This is a genomic window from Methylobacterium sp. J-078, from assembly GCF_022829285.1.
Classification (GTDB): Bacteria; Pseudomonadota; Alphaproteobacteria; order Rhizobiales; family Beijerinckiaceae; genus Methylobacterium.
On record NZ_JAKSYI010000120.1, the window covers coordinates 161,074 to 179,611 of the forward strand.

Annotated in this window: 13 protein-coding genes and 1 pseudogene; 7 read left to right on the forward strand and 7 right to left on the reverse strand. The window is 70.2% G+C overall.

All coding sequences use genetic code 11. From position 1 onward, the window contains the following. Positions 1–456, forward strand: coding sequence for a type II toxin-antitoxin system RatA family toxin (locus MKK58_RS21320; protein ID WP_243914587.1), 456 nt, complete (start codon positions 1–3; stop codon positions 454–456). A 3-nt stretch (positions 457–459) separates the two neighbouring features. On the opposite strand, the gene MKK58_RS21325 is transcribed toward MKK58_RS21320, so the two are convergent. The 4 genes from MKK58_RS21325 to MKK58_RS21340 form a co-directional block, all read right to left on the reverse strand. Then, positions 460–792, reverse strand: a complete 333-nt coding sequence (locus MKK58_RS21325; protein ID WP_243914592.1) for a low molecular weight protein tyrosine phosphatase family protein — start codon at positions 790–792, stop codon at positions 460–462. Continuing rightward, on the reverse strand, positions 789–2,576 hold the full coding sequence (locus MKK58_RS21330) for an ABC transporter ATP-binding protein (RefSeq protein WP_243914593.1): 1,788 nt from the start codon (positions 2,574–2,576) through the stop codon (positions 789–791). The genes MKK58_RS21325 and MKK58_RS21330 overlap by 4 nt, the downstream gene beginning before the upstream one ends. 269 nt (positions 2,577–2,845) lie before the next feature. Further along, the gene (locus MKK58_RS21335) at positions 2,846–3,349 is read right to left on the reverse strand and encodes a CinA family protein (RefSeq protein ID WP_243914594.1); all 504 of its coding nucleotides are present in this window, start codon (positions 3,347–3,349) and stop codon (positions 2,846–2,848) included. Beyond that, positions 3,346–4,638 carry a bifunctional 2-C-methyl-D-erythritol 4-phosphate cytidylyltransferase/2-C-methyl-D-erythritol 2,4-cyclodiphosphate synthase gene (locus tag MKK58_RS21340; RefSeq protein WP_243914596.1) on the reverse strand — a complete coding sequence of 431 codons (1,293 nt, stop codon included), beginning with the start codon at positions 4,636–4,638 and terminating at the stop codon, positions 3,346–3,348. The genes MKK58_RS21335 and MKK58_RS21340 overlap by 4 nt, the downstream gene beginning before the upstream one ends. Positions 4,639–4,822: 184 nt before the next feature. On the opposite strand from MKK58_RS21340, the gene dusB reads away from it, so the two are divergent. From dusB to MKK58_RS21360, 4 genes and pseudogenes are all read left to right on the forward strand, one after another. Further along, complete coding sequence (dusB, locus tag MKK58_RS21345) at positions 4,823–5,872, forward strand: tRNA dihydrouridine synthase DusB (protein WP_243914597.1); 1,050 nt, start codon at positions 4,823–4,825, stop codon at positions 5,870–5,872. After that, positions 5,869–7,023 carry a two-component system sensor histidine kinase NtrB gene (locus MKK58_RS21350; RefSeq protein WP_243914598.1) on the forward strand — a complete coding sequence of 385 codons (1,155 nt, stop codon included), beginning with the start codon at positions 5,869–5,871 and terminating at the stop codon, positions 7,021–7,023. Before dusB ends, MKK58_RS21350 begins: the two co-directional genes overlap by 4 nt. A 9-nt stretch (positions 7,024–7,032) precedes the next feature. Beyond that, entirely contained in the window at positions 7,033–8,496 is a 1,464-nt protein-coding gene (ntrC, locus tag MKK58_RS21355; RefSeq protein WP_243914599.1) for a nitrogen regulation protein NR(I), read from the forward strand. 41 nt (positions 8,497–8,537) lie between these two features. After that, positions 8,538–9,059 (forward strand): annotated as a pseudogene (locus MKK58_RS21360) (DUF6886 family protein); the annotation flags it as partial. A gap of 312 nt (positions 9,060–9,371) precedes the next feature. Here the strand turns inward: MKK58_RS21360 and MKK58_RS21365 are convergent. The 3 genes from MKK58_RS21365 to MKK58_RS21375 all read right to left on the reverse strand — a co-directional run bounded on the left by MKK58_RS21365 (position 9,372) and on the right by MKK58_RS21375 (position 14,467). After that, positions 9,372–11,048, reverse strand: a complete 1,677-nt coding sequence (locus tag MKK58_RS21365; RefSeq protein ID WP_243914602.1) for a methyl-accepting chemotaxis protein — start codon at positions 11,046–11,048, stop codon at positions 9,372–9,374. A 447-nt stretch (positions 11,049–11,495) separates the two neighbouring features. Beyond that, positions 11,496–12,770, reverse strand: coding sequence for an oxalate/formate MFS antiporter (gene oxlT / locus MKK58_RS21370; protein WP_243914603.1), 1,275 nt, complete (start codon positions 12,768–12,770; stop codon positions 11,496–11,498). A 98-nt stretch (positions 12,771–12,868) separates the two neighbouring features. After that, positions 12,869–14,467, reverse strand: a complete 1,599-nt coding sequence (locus tag MKK58_RS21375; RefSeq protein ID WP_243914604.1) for a gamma-glutamyltransferase family protein — start codon at positions 14,465–14,467, stop codon at positions 12,869–12,871. Positions 14,468–14,712: 245 nt separating this feature from the next. Here MKK58_RS21375 and MKK58_RS21380 point away from each other — a divergent pair, with 245 nt between their 5' ends. After that, positions 14,713–17,103, forward strand: coding sequence for a sensor histidine kinase NtrY-like (locus MKK58_RS21380; RefSeq protein ID WP_243914605.1), 2,391 nt, complete (start codon positions 14,713–14,715; stop codon positions 17,101–17,103). Continuing rightward, positions 17,100–18,470 carry a sigma-54-dependent transcriptional regulator gene (locus MKK58_RS21385; protein ID WP_238275322.1) on the forward strand — a complete coding sequence of 457 codons (1,371 nt, stop codon included), beginning with the start codon at positions 17,100–17,102 and terminating at the stop codon, positions 18,468–18,470. Before MKK58_RS21380 ends, MKK58_RS21385 begins: the two co-directional genes overlap by 4 nt. Positions 18,471–18,538: the final 68 nt, after the last annotated feature.

Sequence of the window (18,538 nt, forward strand, 5' to 3'; positions counted from 1 at the left end):
ATGCCCTCATTCCGGATCAACCGCGCGGTGCGGCACTCGCCGCGCCAGATGTACGACCTCGTGGCCGACGTGGAGCGCTACCCCGACTTCCTGCCGCTGTGCGAATCCCTGCGGGTGCTGCGGCGCCAGCCGGGGGCGGACGGCACGGAGGTGCTCGTGGCCGAGATGGGGGTCGGCTACAAGGCGATCCGCGAGCGCTTCACCACCCGCGTCACCCTCGACCCCGAGAACCTGCGCATCGTCGCCGAGTACATCGACGGCCCGTTCCGCCACCTTGAGAACCGCTGGGTGTTCAAGGAGGGCGAAGGCGGCGGCTGCACGGTCGACTTCTTCATCACCTACGAGTTCAAGAGCCGGACCCTCGGCATGCTCATGGGCACGATGTTCGACCGCGCCTTCCGCAAGTTCACCGACGCCTTCGAGGCGCGGGCGAACCGGGTCTACGGCGCGGCCTGAACGTCAGCGCAGGTGCGGCGTCACGCGGGCGCGCAGCAGCCGGACGAGGTCCGGGTCCATGAAGCCATAGACATCGGGGATGTCGAGGCAGACGAGCCGCGCGTGCTTCAGGCTCGCGCGGAAGCGGCGCTGCAGCAGCGCCCGGTGCCGGTTCTCCATCACCACGATCAGATCGGCCCAGGCGAGCCACTCCGCCGAGACCGGTTCGTCGGCCGCCGCATCCGTCCCGGCCGAGGCGACCTCCAGATCCGGCCAGTCCGAGAACACTTGCTCGGCGGTCGGGCTGCGCAGCCGGTTTCGGCTGCACACGAAGAGCACGTGCGGCGCGCGCCTCATGCCTCCACCACCCCGCCGGCCTGGCGCTCGAACAGGGCGCGGTAGCGCCCCTCCGGCCGGACCAGCAGGTCGTCGTGGCTGCCGTCCTCGACGATGCGGCCTCCGTCGAAGACGAGGATGCGGTCGAGGGCCCGCACGGTGGAGAGCCGGTGCGCGATGACGATGGCCGTGCGGCCGCGCATCAGCCGCTCCATCGCCTCCTGGATCAGCGCCTCCGATTCCGAATCGAGGCTGGAGGTGGCCTCGTCGAGGATCAGGATCGGCGCGTCGGCGAGGAAGGCGCGGGCCAACGCCACCCGCTGGCGCTCGCCCCCCGAGAGCTTGACGCCGCGCTCGCCCACCAGGGTGGCGTAGCCCTGGGGCAGGCGCGCGATGAACTCGTGCGCGTTGGCGAGGCGCGCGGCGTGCGCAATCGCCTCGGCTGAGGCGCTGGGGCGCGCATAGGCGATGTTCTCGGCCAGCGACCGGTGGAACAGCACCGGCTCCTGGGGCACGATGGCGATGTGCGCGCGCAAGCTCGCCTGCGTCACCCCGGACACGTCGCGCCCGTCGATGCGGATGCAACCCCCGGTGACGTCGTAGAGGCGTTGCACCAGCTTGACGAAGGTGGTCTTGCCCGAGCCCGACCGGCCGACGAGTCCGACCCGCTGCCCGGCCGGGATGTGCACCGAGAGGTCGCGGTAGAGCGGCGTCTCGTGCCCGGCATAGTGGAAGGTCACGTGCTCGAACCGGAGGTCGCCGTTCGTCACGGCGAGCGCCGTGGCGCCCGGCCGGTCGGCGACGCCGTAGGGCTCGGCCTCGAGGGCGACGAGTTCCTCCATCTCGTTGACGCCCCGCTGGACCCGGTTGATGTGGCTGCCGATGTCGCGCAGGTAGCCGTGCACCACGAAGTAGGTGGTCAGCACGTAGGCGACGTCGCCGGGGCTCGCCGCCCCCGTCCACCAGAGCCAGAGGGCGGTACCGACGATGGCGGTGCGCAGCACCAGGAGCAGCGCGAACTGCGCCGTGATGCTCCAGGTGATCCGCATCCAGGTGCGGTGGGTGCGCCGGTTCCACTTGCCGAGTAGCCGGGCGAGGCGCGCATCTTCGCGGGCCTCGGCGCCGAAGGCCTTGACCACGGCGTTGGCGCCCACGGCGTCGCTGAGCGCGCCGCCGAGGCGGGAATCCCAGACGTTGGAGAGCTGGGCCGCCGGCGCGATGACCCGGGTGGCGAGCATCACCACGATGCCGAGATAGATCAGCGAGCCGAGGCCGATCACCAGGCCCATCACGGGCCATTGCAGGCCGAGCAGGATCATGGTGCCGAGGAGCACCGTGAAGGCCGGCAGCAGTTCCAGCAGCAGCGTGTCGTTCAGCCCTTCGAGGGCCCACATGCCGCGCGAGACCTTGCGCACGGTGGAGCCCGCGAAGCTGTTGGCGTGCCAGTCAGTGGAGAGGCGCTGGACCCGGTGGAAGCCGGCCTGCGCCACCGCCTGCATGGTCGAGAGGGTCAGTGGCACCACCAGGGCCCAGGCCACGTGGCGCAGGCCTAGGGTGACGAGGCCGAGGCCCGCCATCGCGGCGAAGGCGAGAAGGGCATCCGCGCGCGCCGCCGCGCGGTCGGCGGCCGAGAGGGCGTCGACCAGCCGGCCGGCGGACAGGGGCAGGAACACGTCGGCGAGCGTCGAGCCGACGATCGCCGCGACGACACCGGCGACGAGGGGGAGGCGGGTCCGCCACTGGCGGACGAGGAATGCGAGGACGGCCCGATAGGCCTCCGCGCCGTGCAGGCGGTCGAGAAGCATGGGATGCGATCACGGCGCGGGGCGGGCGCCGACTCCGTGCATGGCGGGCGCACGCGGGCGACCGGCAGAGGATTCAGAGAGGTGCGGGGAGGGGACGGGCGCGGCGCGCTCGGGCGCGCGGCGGCGTCAGGCCGGCGGGCGCGAGACGCGCGGGCGGACCGGGGCGGCGAACGATACCGATGTCATGCAGCCTCCCCAACGGTTCGAGGGCGAACCCGGCGCGAAACGACGCGCCGTGATTCGCAACCTGACAGCCGAGCGTGTCGGTTTCAAGACGCGGGCGCGAGGACCGATTCGAGCAGGCCGAGGGCGTCGCTCACCGCCTGCCGGCGGATCTCGGTGCGGCCGAGATCGCCGTAGCGGCGCTCGAGGTGGCGCACGGGCGCGCCCTTCGCGGCCAAGCCGAAATGCACGAGGCCGACCGGCTTGTCGGCGCTGCCGCCGCCGGGACCCGCGACACCCGTGATGGCCACGGCTATATCGGCATGCGCGTGCGCCAGGGCGCCCTCGGCCATGGCGCGGGCGACCGCCATGCTCACCGCGCCCTGCGCCGCGATGAGGTCGGCGGGCACGCCGATGCTCTCGGTCTTGGCCGCGTTCGAGTAGGTGACGAAGCCGCGCTCGACCACCGCCGAGGAGCCGGGGATCGCGGTGAGCAGCGCGGCGACGAGGCCGCCGGTGCAGGATTCGGCCGTGGCGACCGTCAGCCCCGCCGCCGCGTAGGCGGCGACGAGCACCTCCGCGCGGGCGAGCAGGGCGGGGTCGTCGATCACGCGCGGCGCTCGGCCGTTTCGTCTGCGGCGTTCAGGGGGGCGGCCTCCGGCAGCCGCACGGTGGCGGCAGCCTGGGCGGCGAGGCCCTCGGCGCGGCCGACGAAGCCGAGCTTCTCGGTGGTGGTCGCCTTGATCGAGACGGAGCTCAAGGGCACGCCCGCGATCTCGGCGATGCGGGCACGGATCGCCTCCCGATGGGCACCGATCCGGGGCGCTTCGGCCAGGACCGTGATGTCGAGGTGGTCGATCTTGCCGCCGCGCGCCCGCACCAGCTCCACCGCGTGCGCCAGGAAGCGATCGGACGAGGCACCGCGCCACTGCTCGTCGCTCGGCGGGAAGTGCGTGCCGATATCGCCGTCCGCGATCGCGCCGAGGAGCGCGTCGGTGAGGGCGTGCAGGGCCACGTCGCCGTCCGAATGGGCGAGCACGCCTCGGTCGGCGGGGATCTTCACGCCGCCGAGCCAGACATGGTCGCCTTCCGTGAAGGCGTGGACGTCGAAGCCGGTGCCGAGGCGGGTGACGTAGGTGGTCATGGAACGGGCCTCGCTTAGGGCGTCGTGGGTTTGGCCGGAGAAGCCGCGATCGGCCTCGATCAGGTCGGCCGGCTGGGTGATCTTGCGGTTGCGCGGGTCGCCCTCGAAGACGACGACGGCGAGGCCCGCCCATTCGGCGAGCGCCCCGTCGTCGGTGAAGGCGTGGAGATCGGCCTCCGCCGCCCAGCGGTGGGCGTCGCGCAAGGGGGCGTAGGCGAAGGACTGGGGTGTCTGCACGGCGCGGAGATGCTCGCGCGGCGGCGTCTCGCGGACGCGGCCGGTGCCGTCGCCGAGATCCTCCACCACCTTGATGGTGTCGGTGACGGCGATGCCCGGCACGGCGGCGCCGTGGTCGCGTCCGGCCACCAGGGCGCGCTCGATCAGCGCGCGGTCCACGTGCGGGCGGGCGGCATCGTGGACGAGGACGAGGTCTGGCGCATCCGCGCCGTCCAGGGCCTCGAGGCCGGCGCGGACCGATTGCTGCCGTGTGGCCCCGCCGGGGACCGGCTCGGCGAGCTTGTCCCGGGTCGCGGCGTCGAGGTCGTCGAGGCAGGCGCGGTAGAAGTCGACGGCGTCCGGCGCGATCACGGGCTGGATGCGGGCGATGCCCGGATGGGCGGCCAAGGCCGCCAACGTCCGGGTCAGCACGGCCTGGCCGCCGACACGGCGGTACTGCTTCGGGGTGTCGCCGCCGATGCGGATGCCACGGCCGGCCGCGACAACCACCGCTGCGGCATTCCACGCGGTGCCGGACATGCGTATGCTCCCGCGCTTCGGGTGTTATGAGGAACCCCGGCACGTCGAGCCCCCGCGCGTTCGCGATGCGAAGGCTCCGGCGACCCGCCAATGGGGCGGTCTGTCGTTTAAGCGCGGGAGAAGCTGAAATCAAATCTTCGGAATCGCTTGCGCGGCGGGCCGATTTGTCTATTTGTTGAGCACAATGAGCGCTGATGATTATTTGAGCTTTCTCCGGCTGGCGGGGGCCGCCGGAGTCTCGGCGACGACCGATGGCGGTCGGCCGGTGCCGGTACTGCTGGCGCCGCTCTCCGGCGTCACCGACCTGCATGTCCGGCGCATCGCGCGCCGCCTCGGGGCGAGCGCGGTCGTCTCCGAGATGGTGGCCGCCGCCGAGCTGGCGCGCGGCGACCAGGAGGCGCGGCTCCGCGCCGAGGGCAGCGGCGTCGATCCCCATATCGTCCAACTCGCCGGTTGCGCGCCCGAGCCGATGGCCGAGGCCGCGCGCATCGCCGAGGCGAATGGCGCCGACGTGATCGACATTAACATGGGTTGCCCGGCCAAGGTCGTCACCGGCGTGGCCTCGGGCTCGGCCCTGATGCGCGACCTCGAAGGTGCGACCCGCATCCTCGCGGCGGTGCGCGGCGCGGTCCGCGTGCCCGTCACGGTGAAGATGCGCCTCGGCTGGGACCACGCGACCCTCAACGCGCCCCAGCTGGCGCGCCGGGCCGAAGGGCTCGGGCTGAATGCCGTGACGGTTCATGGGCGGACCCGGCAGCAATTCTACAAGGACAGGGCCGACTGGGGCGCGATCCGCGCCGTGGTCGAGGCGGTGGCGATCCCCGTCATCGCCAACGGCGACATCGCCACGCTGGCCGAGGCGCGGACGTGCCTCGCGCGCTCGGGCGCCGCCGGCCTGATGGTGGGGCGGGCGGCGGTGGGCCGGCCCTGGGTCGTCGGCGCCCTGGCGGCCGGCCTCGCCGGGCGCCCCGCACCCGTGCTCTCGGGCGCCGAGATGGCCGCCCTGGCGGTGGAGCACTACCAGGGCCTGCTCGCCCTCTACGGCCTGCGCATGGGCGTGCGCCACGCCCGCAAGCATCTGGCGGCCTATGCGGAGGCCGGCGGCGGCCTCAATCCGGAGGCGCGGATGCGGCTCCTCACCACCACCGACCCGGCGACCGCCACCGCGCTCCTGGCGCGCGCCTTCACGGGCGGTCGCGACGGGGCCGTCGAAGCGATCGGGGAAGCCGCATGAGCTCGGGCAAGCCGATACCGGGCCGGAGCGGGGGCGCGCGCAGCGATGCCGCTCCCACCAGCGAGGCGGTGATCAACGCGCTGCCGCTGCCGGTGCTGACGGTGGGGGCGAACGACCACATTCTCCACGTCAACCACGCGGGCGAGACGTTCTTCGATCATTCCGCCCGGCTGATGCAGCGGCGGCGCCTCTCGGACATCATTCCCTTCGCCTCGCCGATCATCGCCCTGGTGGCGGAGGTGCGCCGGCGCCGGGCCAGCGTCAGCGAGTACGGGGTCGAGCTGGTGCAGCCGCGCTCGGGTCTCGAGCGCAGCGTCGACGTGTTCGCGACGCCGCTGGGCGACGACGAGGACGCCGTGGTGCTGATGCTCCAGGAGCGCACCATCGCCGACAAGATGAACCGCCAGCTCACCCACCGGGGCGCGGCCCGCTCCATGGTGGCCCTGGGCGCCATGTTGGCCCACGAGATCAAGAACCCGCTCGCCGGCATCCGGGGGGCGGCCCAGCTCCTCGAGCAGTCCGGCAACGAGGAGGACCGCCTCCTGACCCGGCTGATCTGCGACGAATCCGACCGGATCGTGCGCATCGTCGAGCGCATGGAGCTGTTCGGCGACGAGCGTCCGGTGGAGCGCGGCTCGGTCAACGTGCACGGCGTGCTCGATCAGGTGAAGCGCTCGGCGCAGTCGGGCTTCGCCCGACACATCCGCTTCGTGGAGACCTACGACCCCTCGCTGCCGCCGGTACTCGGCAACCGCGACCAGCTCGTGCAGGTCATCCTCAACCTCGTGAAGAACGCCTCGGAAGCCATCGGGGCCGACGCGGTGGACGGCGAGATCACCCTGTCGACGGCCTTCCGCACCGGCCTGCGCCTGCAGGTGCCGGGCTCGCGCGAGCGCGTCAGCCTGCCGATCGAGGTGGCGGTGCGCGACAACGGCCCGGGCGTCTCGGCGGACCTGCTGCCCGACCTGTTCGACCCCTTCGTCACCACGAAGGCGCAAGGGTCCGGCCTCGGACTTGCATTGGTGGCCAAGATCATCGGCGATCACGGCGGGATCGTCGAGTGCGATCCGGTCCCGCGCCGGACCACCTTCCGCCTTCTTCTCCCCATGTCGAGCGCCCGAGACGGGCGCGAATCGTCCGCGGAGCTGTAGAGTCGCGTCATGCCCAACGGACACATCATCGTCGCGGACGACGACGCCGCCATCCGCACCGTCCTCAACCAGGCGCTGTCGCGGGCCGGCTACGAAGTCCGCTCCACCGGCAATTGCGCCACCCTCTGGCGCTGGGTGGCGGAGGGCGCGGGCGACCTCGTCATCACCGATGTGGTGATGCCCGACGAGAACGTCTTCGACCTGCTGCCGCGTATCAAGCGCGTGCGCCCCGAACTGCCGATCATCGTGATGAGCGCGCAGAACACCTTCATGACGGCGATCCGCGCCTCCGAGCGGGGGGCCTACGAGTACCTGCCCAAACCCTTCGACCTGAAGGAGCTGATCGCCATCGTGGGGCGCGCCCTGTCCCGCCCGCGCGGCACGGCGCCGGCCGGGGCCGACCCCGGCAACGAGGACATTCCCCTCGTCGGGCGCTCGCCGGCCATGCAGGAGATCTACCGGGCGCTGGCCCGGCTGATGCCCACCGACCTCACGGTGATGATCACGGGCGAGTCCGGAACCGGCAAGGAGCTGGTCGCCCGCGCGCTGCACGATTACGGGCGGCGCCGCACCGGCCCGTTCGTACCCGTGAACATGGCGGCGATCCCGCGCGACCTCATCGAATCCGAGCTGTTCGGCCACGAGAAGGGCGCCTTCACGGGCGCCTTGGCACGCTCCGCCGGCCGCTTCGAGCAGGCCGAGGGCGGCACGCTGTTCCTCGACGAGATCGGCGACATGCCGATGGAGGCGCAGACCCGGCTCCTGCGCGTGCTCCAGCAAGGCGAGTACACGACGGTGGGCGGCCGCGTGCCGATCAAGACCAACGTCCGCATCATCGCGGCCACGAACAAGGACCTGCGCGTCTCGATCCAGCAGGGCATTTTTCGCGAGGACCTGTTCTTCCGCCTCAACGTCGTGCCGCTGCGTCTGCCCGCGCTGCGCGAGCGCTCGGAAGACGTGCCCGACCTCATCCGCCACTTCTTCGTCCTGGTGGAGCGGGAGGGCCTGAGCCGCAAGCAGCTCGACGGCGACGCGATGGAGCGCCTGAAGCGCTATCGCTGGCCCGGCAACGTGCGCGAACTGGAGAACCTCGTCCGCCGCCTCGCGGCCCTCTACCCGCAGGAGACGATCACCGGACCGGTGATCGAGGCCGAGCTCGACACGCTTCCCCTGGCGCAGAGCCAGCCGAACGGCACGCCGGGCACCCGCAAGCCGGGCGGCGAGGCCGAGACCCTGTCGGGCGCGGTGGAGCGCCACCTCGCCGAGTATTTCGGCGGTTATCGCGATACGCTGCCCCCGCCCGGCCTATACCACCGCATCTTACGCGAGATCGAGGGGCCGCTGATCGGGGCAGCGCTGGCCGCCACCCGCGGCAACCAGATCCGCGCGGCCGAATTGCTGGGGGTCAACCGCAACACCCTGCGCAAGAAGGTCCGCGACCTCGACCTGCAGGTGTTCCGCAACGCGCGGTGACCCCGCGCGCGCCGGCCGGACCGGGGGCGAGGCGCCCTGCGCTGTTCCACTTCAGCGAGGATCCTGACATCCGGGTCTTCGTCCCGCGCCCCGTTCGGGTCGGCATCGACCGCGGTGCGGCGCGCGCCTGGCTGAATGGCCCTCTGGTCTGGGCCATCGATGCACCCCACAGCCTGCTCTACCTCTTTCCGCGCGACTGTCCCCGGATCGTGATCTGGCCCACCGCCGAGACGACGCCGGAGGACCGGCAGGCCTGGTTCGGCGACGTCACGGGCCGCGCCGTCGCGTATGTCGAGGCGGCCTGGGCGGAGCGGATCGCGGGCGGGACGATCCACCGCTATCGGATGCCGCCCGGGACCTTCGAGCCCGCCGGCGATCCGGGCGCCGGGGTCTCGCGCCACGCGATCGTCCCGGAGCGCCGCGACACGATCCGGAATCTGCCCGCCGCGATGGCGGCGGCGGGCCTGGAACTGCGCATCCTGCCGCGCCTCACGCCCCTGGCCCCGGTCTGGACCTCCACCCTGCATGCCAGCGGCATCCGCCTCAGGAATGCGCAGGACTGGGTGACGCCGGAGGGCGGGCCGCCGCGACCGATCCGGAGCGACCGTCCGGGATGCGGTGACGATCGGGCGCCCGGGACGGAGGAACGCGCCGCCGTCCGCTTCCCCGCGCGGGGGTGAGACAAGCGAAATTCGGACTGACACGTCATCCGCTCGACCAAAGCGGATGACGTGTCGGCAAGCCCGCGTGGCGCTTGATCCAAGCCCAGATCCGCCATCCCTTCCGGCGATCCCCCAGGGATCGCCGGAAGGGATCGGCCGGATCTGGTATGCCGCGTCGAGTCGGTCCCGTCCCCAGGGGCTGCCGGGTCGAGGTCAGGCCGCTCGAACGGTTGCGAGAAAGCGCGTCACCTCGGCCCCGAGGTGCTCGGACTGCCGCGAGAGTTCGGAGGCCGCGGACAGGACTTGGCTGGCGGCGGCCCCCGTCTCCTCCGAGGCCTGCGCCACGGCCGCGATGTTGTGGGTGACCTCGCTGGTGCCCGCGGACGCCTGAGCGACGTTGCGCACGATCTCCTGGGTCGCCGCACCCTGTTCCTCCACCGCAGCGGCGATCGATGTGGCCACCCCGTTGATCTCGCGGATGCGCGTGGTGATCGATCCGATGGCCGCCACCGCCTGCCCGGTCACCCCCTGGATCTGGCCTATCTGCGTGCCGATCTCGTCGGTTGCCCGCGCCGTCTGCGCGGCCAGTTCCTTGACCTCGGTGGCCACCACAGCGAAGCCCCGGCCCGCATCGCCAGCCCGTGCCGCTTCGATGGTGGCGTTGAGCGCGAGCAGGTTGGTCTGGCTGGCGATGTTCGCGATCAACCCGACCATATCGCCGATGCGCGCCGAGGCCTGGCTCAAGGCCTGGACCAGATTCATGGTCTGGTCCGCCTCCCCAACGGCCAGGCGGGCGAGGTCGGAGGAGCCGGACACCTGACGCCCGATCTCTTGGACCGAGGTTCCGAGTTCCTCGGCCGCGGCGGCCACGGTGTGGACATTCGTCGAGGCTTGTTCGGCGGCGGCGGCGACGCTCACCGACTGGTTCGCGGTTTCGGCCGCCGTGCCCGTCATCGTTTGCGCGGTCGCCTGCAGTTCCGTCGCCGAGGAGGACACTGCGCCGACGATGCCGCCGACCGCCTGCTCGAAGGCATCGGCCATCTGACGCATCCCGGCCTTGCGCTGCTCCTCGGCGGAGGCGCGCGCCAGCACGGTCTCTTCCTCCAGGGCGCGCGACCGCAGGAGGTTGTCTCGGAAGACCCGTACGGCGGCGGACATGGAGCCGATCTCGTCGAGACGCTGAGCGTAGGGAACCTCGGCCTGGGCCTCTCCGTCCGCCAGACGACGCATCCGCTCGGTCATGCGGGTGATGGGACGCGAGACACCGAAGAACGAGTACGCCATCGCACCGAGGGCGAGGAGAATGGCGATGCAGAGGGTCAGCAGCATCGTGCGGACGGCGGAGGATTGCTGGTCGCGGATTTCCGAACCCGCACTCCTCCCCTGGGAGAGCTTGAGTTCGACGAGCGCGCGGGTCGCATCCGCGACGGCCCGGTAAGGACCGTACATCTCGCCGTTGAGATGAAGGATGGACGCATCTCGGTCCCCGAACGGCATGTCCCGCAGGGATTTCCAGGTTGGCTTGAGAAGCTCGTTCTTCGTCACGAGGTCGGCGTAGAGCTTCTTCTCGTCATCCGTCTTGATGAACGCCTTGAATGCTTCGATCTTGGCATTCCGGTCGCGGATGAATTCCTCAACCTTGGCAAGCGTTTCGGCCCGCACGCTCTCCGTCGTCGCGGCCGCGTAGCGGAACTGCCAGAGCCGCCCACGGGTGACGAGGACGTTGATGGCGTTGGCCTCGTTCATTGAGGGAATTGTCGTATCGAGCAATTCTCCGGTCTTGTGGGAGATTGTGTCGAGCTTCATCAAGCCGACCGTACCTTGCGCCAGCGACAACACGAGAAGTGTCGCGAACGATCCTGCAAGCGCAGTTCTAATGCTAATCTTCATCGTCCGTGCCCGATATTATGATCAGGCTAAAATGTTCGTATTTTACTAAATGATTATTAATGACATTATGGAAATATAGATCATGCTATTTGATGGATGTTCTTACACAGATATCTAAGAATAAATCGACGGCATTATCGTTCGTCGGTCGGTGTATTTCTCGTCGCACTCGATGGTGTTCGGAATATCTGCGCTAGTCCATCGCGAGAATCGCAAATGTCGACAGCGCCTGATTGTTCGGCCGTCCTCGAGAACCTGCATCAGATCGCGGACGACTGTGCGTCTACCGCCCCGCATGACTGACCCGGGCCGAACCAAGACACGGCAAACCATGGCGCGGCGCAGGAATAAACCTTGGCATCGCGAACGCCTCGCGCGAGAAGAACACACGCAAAGCGCGGACGGGTCTCCCCGTCCGCGCTTCGGTGCATGCTCTGCGGCGAAGGGTCAGGCCAGGGCGGGCTTGCCCACGCGGACCGGGGCCGTGCTGCCGTCGAGCCAGCGCCGGCGCATGGGTTTGAGCACGAAGTAGGCGAGGATCGCGGTCAGCACGTCGAGGGTGATGATGATCGCGAAGACCGGCAGCCAGGAGCCCTGCACGGCGTAGATCCAGGCCGCGATCGGGCCGCCGAACAGCGAGCCGATGCCCTGGGCCATGTAGAGGAAGCCGTAATTCGTGGTGGCGTGCTTCGTGCCGAAGGTGTCGGTGAGGATCGACGGGAACAGCGAGAAGATCTCGCCCCAGGCAAAGAACACCACGCCGGAGAGGAGCGCGAAGGCGTAGGCGTTCTCGCGGAAGACGAGGAGCAGGGCGATGGCGACCGCCTCCGCCGCGAAGGCGATGCCCATGGTGTTCTCGCGCCCGATCTTGTCCGAGACCCAGCCGAAGAACGGACGGGTCAGGCCGTTGGTGATCCGGTCGAAGGTCAGAGCGAAGGGCAGGGCGACGAAGCCGAAGATGATCGCGTCGGCGACCCCGAAATCGCGGGCGAAGGAGGCGAAGTTGGCCACCACCATCAGACCGCCCGTCGACATCATGGTCATCATGACGAACATCAGCCAGAACAGCGGAGTCCGCAGCATCGCCTTCGGGGCCGTGTCGTGCACGCAGGTCGAGAGGTTGACGGCCGGTGCCGGCAGCACCTCGCCGGCGCGGGGCGCGCGCAGGCCGAGGGCCGCCAAGGCACCGATCGCGCCGAGCACGATGCCGAACACCGTCAGCGTGTGGCGGTAGCCGGAGGCCGCGAGCATGTCGCTGATGGGGAAGGTGCTCAGCATGGCGCCCATGCCGTAGCCGGCGGCGACCACGCCCACGGCGAAGCCGCGCCGGTCGGGAAACCACTTCACCATCAGGCCCACGATGCCGACATAGACGATGCCGGTGCCGAGGCCGCAGAACAGGCCGTAGGTGGCGTAGACGCCGATGAGCGTGTCGACCCGGGCCGCCAGCACCCAGCCGAGGCCCGAGAGAGCGGCGCCCAGCGCGATCATCAGCTTGGGGCTGAACCGGTCGATCAGGTAGCCCTGCACCGGCGAGAAGAAGGTCTGCAGGACGATCAGGATCGTGAAGGTCCACTGGATCTGCGGGAGCGTCGCGCCGGTCGTGGCGATGAGCGGCTTGGTGAAGAGGGTCCAGACGTATTGCGGACTGGAGATCGCCATCATGGCGATCAGGCCGAGACCGAGCTGCAGCCAGCGCTGGCGTGAGAGAGTCGTATCCATTATTCGCTCCTTGCGATGAGCATGCATCGCAAGGATGATGCCAAGTCATTGTTCCGTTTGGCTTTCCGGTGCAACCCGACCGTGAAGACGAGCGGACGTTACAGCCCCTCCGAACCGCCGTCGGATCTCGGGTCGTGCACCGCCGCGACCGAGCCGTTGCTTGGGTGACGCACCAGCATGCCGGCATGGCCGAGGGAGTCGATGTAGGCGCCACCGAGTTCCTCGATCTCGTGGCCGAGCTTGCGCAGTTCGGCGATGCAGGCGGGGTCGAAGCGGTCCTCCACCTTCACGGTGAGGGATTCGGCGCCCCAGGTCCGACCGTAGAGGAGGCGCGGGGCGTCGACGGCGGCGGCCGGGCTCATCCCGTAATCGGCGTAGCGGGCGAAGATCTGCGACTGGAACTGCGGCTGCCCGTCGCCGCCCATGCTGCCGTAGGACATCACCCGGCCGTCGTCGAAGCAGGCGAGCGCCGGGATCAGGGTGTGGAAAGGCCGGCGCCCGGGCTCCAGCGGATTCACCGCCCCTGCGTCGAGGGAGAACGAAGTGCCGCGGTTCTGCCAGTGGATGCCGGTCTTCGGCAGGACGATTCCGGAGCCGTATTCCCAGTAGATCGACTGGATGTAGGACACCGCGAGGCCGTCGCGGTCGATGGCGCCCATCCAGACCGTGTCGCCCTCGCCGGGGTTGCGCAGGGGCAGGCTGGCGGCCCGGCGCATGTCGATCTGCGCCGCCTCGCGGTCCAGGCGCTCCGGCGTCAGGAAGCTCGCGGGGTCGACCGCCAGCCGGTCGTAGTCGGTGACGATCCGGTCCCGGATCGCGAAGGCGCGCTTCGTCGCCTCGATGAGCCCGTGGTAATGGGCGGTGGTCTCGGGCCGGGCGATCCGCAGGCGGTCGAAGATGCCGAGGATCAGGAGCGCGGCGATGCCTTGGGTCGGCGGCGGGAAGTTGTAGAGCGTGGCATCGCGGCGGCGGATCGACAGCGGCGCGCGCTCGCGGGGCGCGTAGGCTTCGAGATCGGCCCGGGTCACCGGTGTTCCGAGCCGGTCGAGGTCGGCGGCGATCTCGCGGCCGAGATCGCCCTTGTAGAAGTCGTCGAGGCCCGCATAGGCCAGTTGCTCCAGGGTGGCGGCCAGCGCCGGCAGCTTGCGGATCGCGCCGGCCGCGAAGGGCTTGCCGCCGTCGAGGAAGGTCTCGGCGAAGTGCGGCTGGTCGTGCAGCGTGTCGAGTTCCTTCGGGACGTAGCGCGCCTCCGAGGGCGAGACCGCTACACCGTCGCGGGCGTGGCGGATCGCGTCGGCGAGCAGGGTGTCCAGGGGCAGGCGGCCGCCGAGGGCCTTGGCGAGGTCGAGGGCGAGGCGCCAGCCGCCGATGGCCCCCGCCACGGTGAGCGCCGCGTCGGGTCCGCGCGACGGCAGCACCTCGTAGCCCTGCGCCCGGTAGCGCTGGATCGTGGCGTTCCGGCCGGCTGGACCGCAGGCCTCGATGCCCCGCACCCGCCCGCCGCGCTCGCGCACCAGCCAGAAGCCGTCGCCGCCGATGCCGTTCATGTGCGGGTAGACCACCGCAATGGTGGCGGCCATGGCGGTCATCGCCTCGATGGCATTGCCCCCCTGTGCCAGGACGTGCTGCCCGGACTGGGCCGCGAGGCGATGGGGCGCCGCGACGGCGGCCGAGGCGAAGACGGGCGTGTCTGACATGATGAACTCGGTGTGAGGAGAGATCGGAGGATAATGTATTTTCACGGGCCGTCGATCGACCCGAGTCGCACGCATCCTGTTGATCGCCGCCGTGTCGGTGGCTCCGGCGCCCCGCCGGGAGGCTCGAATCCCCTGTCGGGAGGCCGGACTCCCCCGCCGGTAGACCGGAATTCTAAGTGGTTCCTACGCAGCCGCTTGGCCGATTCGTATTAATTTCGCCACACTGTTGTGGCGACGCATCAGCCATGCCGTGGCTTCGATCTTCCAGCACTTCGGGCCCCTCCGCGGAGGGTTCAGGCCCCGCCGACGCGGCCCCCGAGACAGGCGACGGCCCCGACCGCTTGACCGCGATCGTGCGCCCGCCGCCGCGCGGACCGGGCCTCGTCGGGGCCCTGGTGGTCGTCACCGCCCTGGTCTCGGCCATCGCCACCTTCCTGATCCTGGCCGGCGTGATCCGGGTGACCCCGACGCCGACCGTCGGGCTGACGCTGCTCGGGATCAACGTCTTCCTCGTCCTCGGCCTCGTGGTGATCATCGCCTGGGAGGCGCGGGTCTTCCTCTACGCCCGGCGCACCAACGCCGCGGTGGCACGGCTGCACACCCGCATCGTCGGCCTATTCAGCCTCATCGCCATCCTGCCGACCGTGCTCCTGGCGGTGGTGGCGGCGGTGACCATCGACCGGGGCCTGTCGCTGGGCTTCACGGACCGGGTGCGCGACGTGGTGCTGAAATCCGTCGAGGTCGCCGACGCCTATCAGGAGAACCAGTGCCAGAGCCTGGCGCGGGAGATTCGCATCCTCACGGACGACCTCACCCGGGCGCGACCGAACTTCGACGTCAACCGGACCTGGTTCGAGAGCTTCCTGACCACGCGGGCCACGGCTTTGGGCCTGCCGGTGGCCGAGATCATGCGCGGGCCGACCGAGGTGGTGGCCCGGGCCAAGATCGACCTCCTCAAGGAGCGGCGCCTTCCCTCGGCCGCGGCCTTCGAGGACGCGGCCAAATCGAGCGACCCGATTTGCCTCGTGCCGAGCGAGGGGCGGATCTTCGCCGCGCTCCTGCGCATGCCGGCCTATGACGGCGCGGTGCTACTGGTGCAGCGGGAGGTGAGCCAGCTCGCGGTGGAGTTCCCCGGCGTGTCCCGCGCGGCGGCCGCCGAGTACCTCACCTACGATTCCCTGAAGCGCTCGATCCAGATCAGCTTCGCCTCGGTCTTCGTGCTGATCGCCCTCATCGCGCTCCTGTCGGCGGTGTGGTTCGGCCTCAACTTCGCCAACCGCTTCGTCGCGCCGATCCGGCGCCTCATCAACGCGGCCGACCAGGTCGCCTCGGGCAACTTCTACGCCCAGGTCCCGGCCCGGAAGAGTGACGGCGACCTCGCGCACCTCTCCGAGAGCTTCAACAAGATGACGCAGGAGCTGCGCCGCCAGCACGACGGGCTGACGGCGGCCAGCGACCTCATCGACCGCAGGCGCCGCTTCACCGAGGCCGTCCTGTCGGGCGTCTCGCCGGGGGTGATGGGCGTCGATGCCGCCGGCCTCGTCACCATCGCCAACCCGTCGGTGGAGCGCACCCTGGGCCTCACGGCGGAAGCGATCGTCGGCAAGCCCCTGACGCAGGTGGTGCCGGAGCTGGAGGCGCTGTTTCCGGACGGGGCGGAGACGCGCCTGCGCGCCATGCAGCAGCAGATCCAGCTCACCCGCGACGGGCGGGAGCGCACGGTGACGGTGCGGGTGACGAGCGAACAGGCGCAAGGGGGTGCCCGCGGCTTCGTCGTCACCCTCGACGACATAACCGACCTCGTCTCGGCCCAGCGCACCTCGGCCTGGGCGGACGTGGCGCGCCGGATCGCCCACGAGATCAAGAACCCGCTGACCCCGATCCAGCTCTCGGCCGAGCGCATCCGGCGCAAGTACGGCAAGGTCATCACCACCGACAAGGAGGTGTTCGACCAGTGTACGGCCACGATCGTGCGTCAGGTCGACGAGATCAAGCGCATGGTGGACGAGTTCTCGTCGTTCGCGCGGATGCCCAAGCCCGCCATCGCGCAGAACGACCTCAGCGAGATCACCCGCCAGAACCTGTTCATGATGCGGGTGGCGCATCCCGACCTGGAATTCTCCTTCGCGGAAGCGAGCGGTGAGCGGGTGGTGGCGGCCTTCGACATCCGCCTGCTCTCGCAGGCGATCACCAACATCCTGAAGAACGCCGTCGAGGCGGTGCAGGCCGTGCCGGAGGCCGATCTCGCGGCCGCCCCCGGCGGCAAGGGCCGCGTCGACGTACGCCTCGTCCTCGAGGAGGGCTTCGCCGTCATCGAGGTGACGGATAACGGAAAGGGATTTCCCGCGGAGGGGCGCCAGCGGCTGCTGGAGCCCTACATGACAACCCGCGAGGGCGGGACGGGGCTGGGGCTGGCCATCGTCAGCAAGGTCCTCGAAGAGCATGGCGGCGGGATCGAATTGAACGACAATCCGGAAGGCCGGGGCGGGCGGGTGCGGATGCGGGTGCCCCGCGAGGCCCCCGGCGACCCGAGCCGTGATACAGCCACCCCAACGACGCCGGAGGGTAGACCCTCCGTGCAGGACGAGAAGGGCGCCGCGCGCACGGCCCCCCCCATCGCGGAGATCCAGTCATGAGCGCCGATATCCTGATCGTCGACGACGAGGCCGACATCCGCGACCTCGTGGCCGGCATCCTCGACGACGAGGGCCATCGCACCCGGACCGCCGGGGGCTCCGACGAGGCGCTGGCGGCCATCGAGTCGCGCCGGCCCCACCTCGTCTTCCTCGACATCTGGCTGCAGGGCTCTCGCCTCGACGGCCTGCAGGTGCTCGACCAGATCAAGGCCGGGCATCCCGACCTGCCCGTGGTGATGATCTCGGGCCACGGCAACATCGAGACGGCGGTAGCGGCGATCAAGGCCGGCGCCTACGACTTCATCGAGAAGCCGTTCAAGGCCGACCGCCTGATCCTGGTGGCCGAGCGGGCGCTGGAGGCCTCGCGCCTCAAGCGCGAGGTGCGCGACCTCAAGGCCCGCTCCGGGCAGGCGAGCCGCCTCGTCGGCGCCTCCGTGGTGGTCAATCAGCTGCGCCAGACCGTCGAGCGCGTGGCGCCAACCAACGCGCGCGTGATGATCCTCGGCGCGCCGGGCTCGGGCAAGGAGCTCTCGGCGCGGACCCTGCACGCGATGTCGACCCGGGCCAGCGGCCCGTTCGTGGTCATCAACGCGGCCACGATCACGCCGGACACGATGGAGGCGGAGCTGTTCGGCGTCGAGGCCGGGGAGGGCCGGGCGCGCCGGGTCGGCGCCCTGGAGGAGGCCCATGGCGGCTCGCTCTACATCGACGAGGTGGCCGACATGCCGCGCGAGACGCAGAACCGCATCCTGCGCGTCCTCGTCGACCAGAACTTCCAGCGGGTGGGCGGCACCGCGCGGGTGCACGTGGACGTGCGCATCATCTCGTCGTCGTCGCGGGATCTGGCCGAGGAGATCGCCGCGGGCCGGTTCCGCGAGGACCTGTTCCACCGGCTCTCCGTGGTGCCGATCCGCGTGCCTGCCCTCTCCGAGCGGCGCGAGGACGTGCCGGAACTCATCACCTTCTTCATGGAGCAGATCTCGGGGGCCACCGGCCTGCCGCGCCGGCGCATCGCCGAGGACGCCATGGCGGTGCTGCAGTCGCACGACTGGCCCGGCAACGTCCGCCAGTTGCGCAACAACGTCGAGCGCCTGATGATCCTGACCCACACCGACCCGGATCAGGAGGTGACCTCCGAGATGCTGCCCACGGAGATCGGCGCCCTGGTGCCGACCACGCCGAACGGATCGGGTGGCGAGAAGCTGATGAGCCTGGCTCTGCGCGAGGCCCGCGAGATTTTCGAGCGCGAGTACCTCGTGGCGCAGATCGCGCGCTTCTCCGGCAACATCTCGCGCACCGCGGAATTCATCGGCATGGAACGCTCCGCGCTCCACCGGAAACTCAAGTCCCTGGGCATCGGCCCCTGAGGATCGCGCGACGATGCACTTGCATCGCGCCCGCAATACACGTGTAATGCCGGGGACCCCGCGCGAGA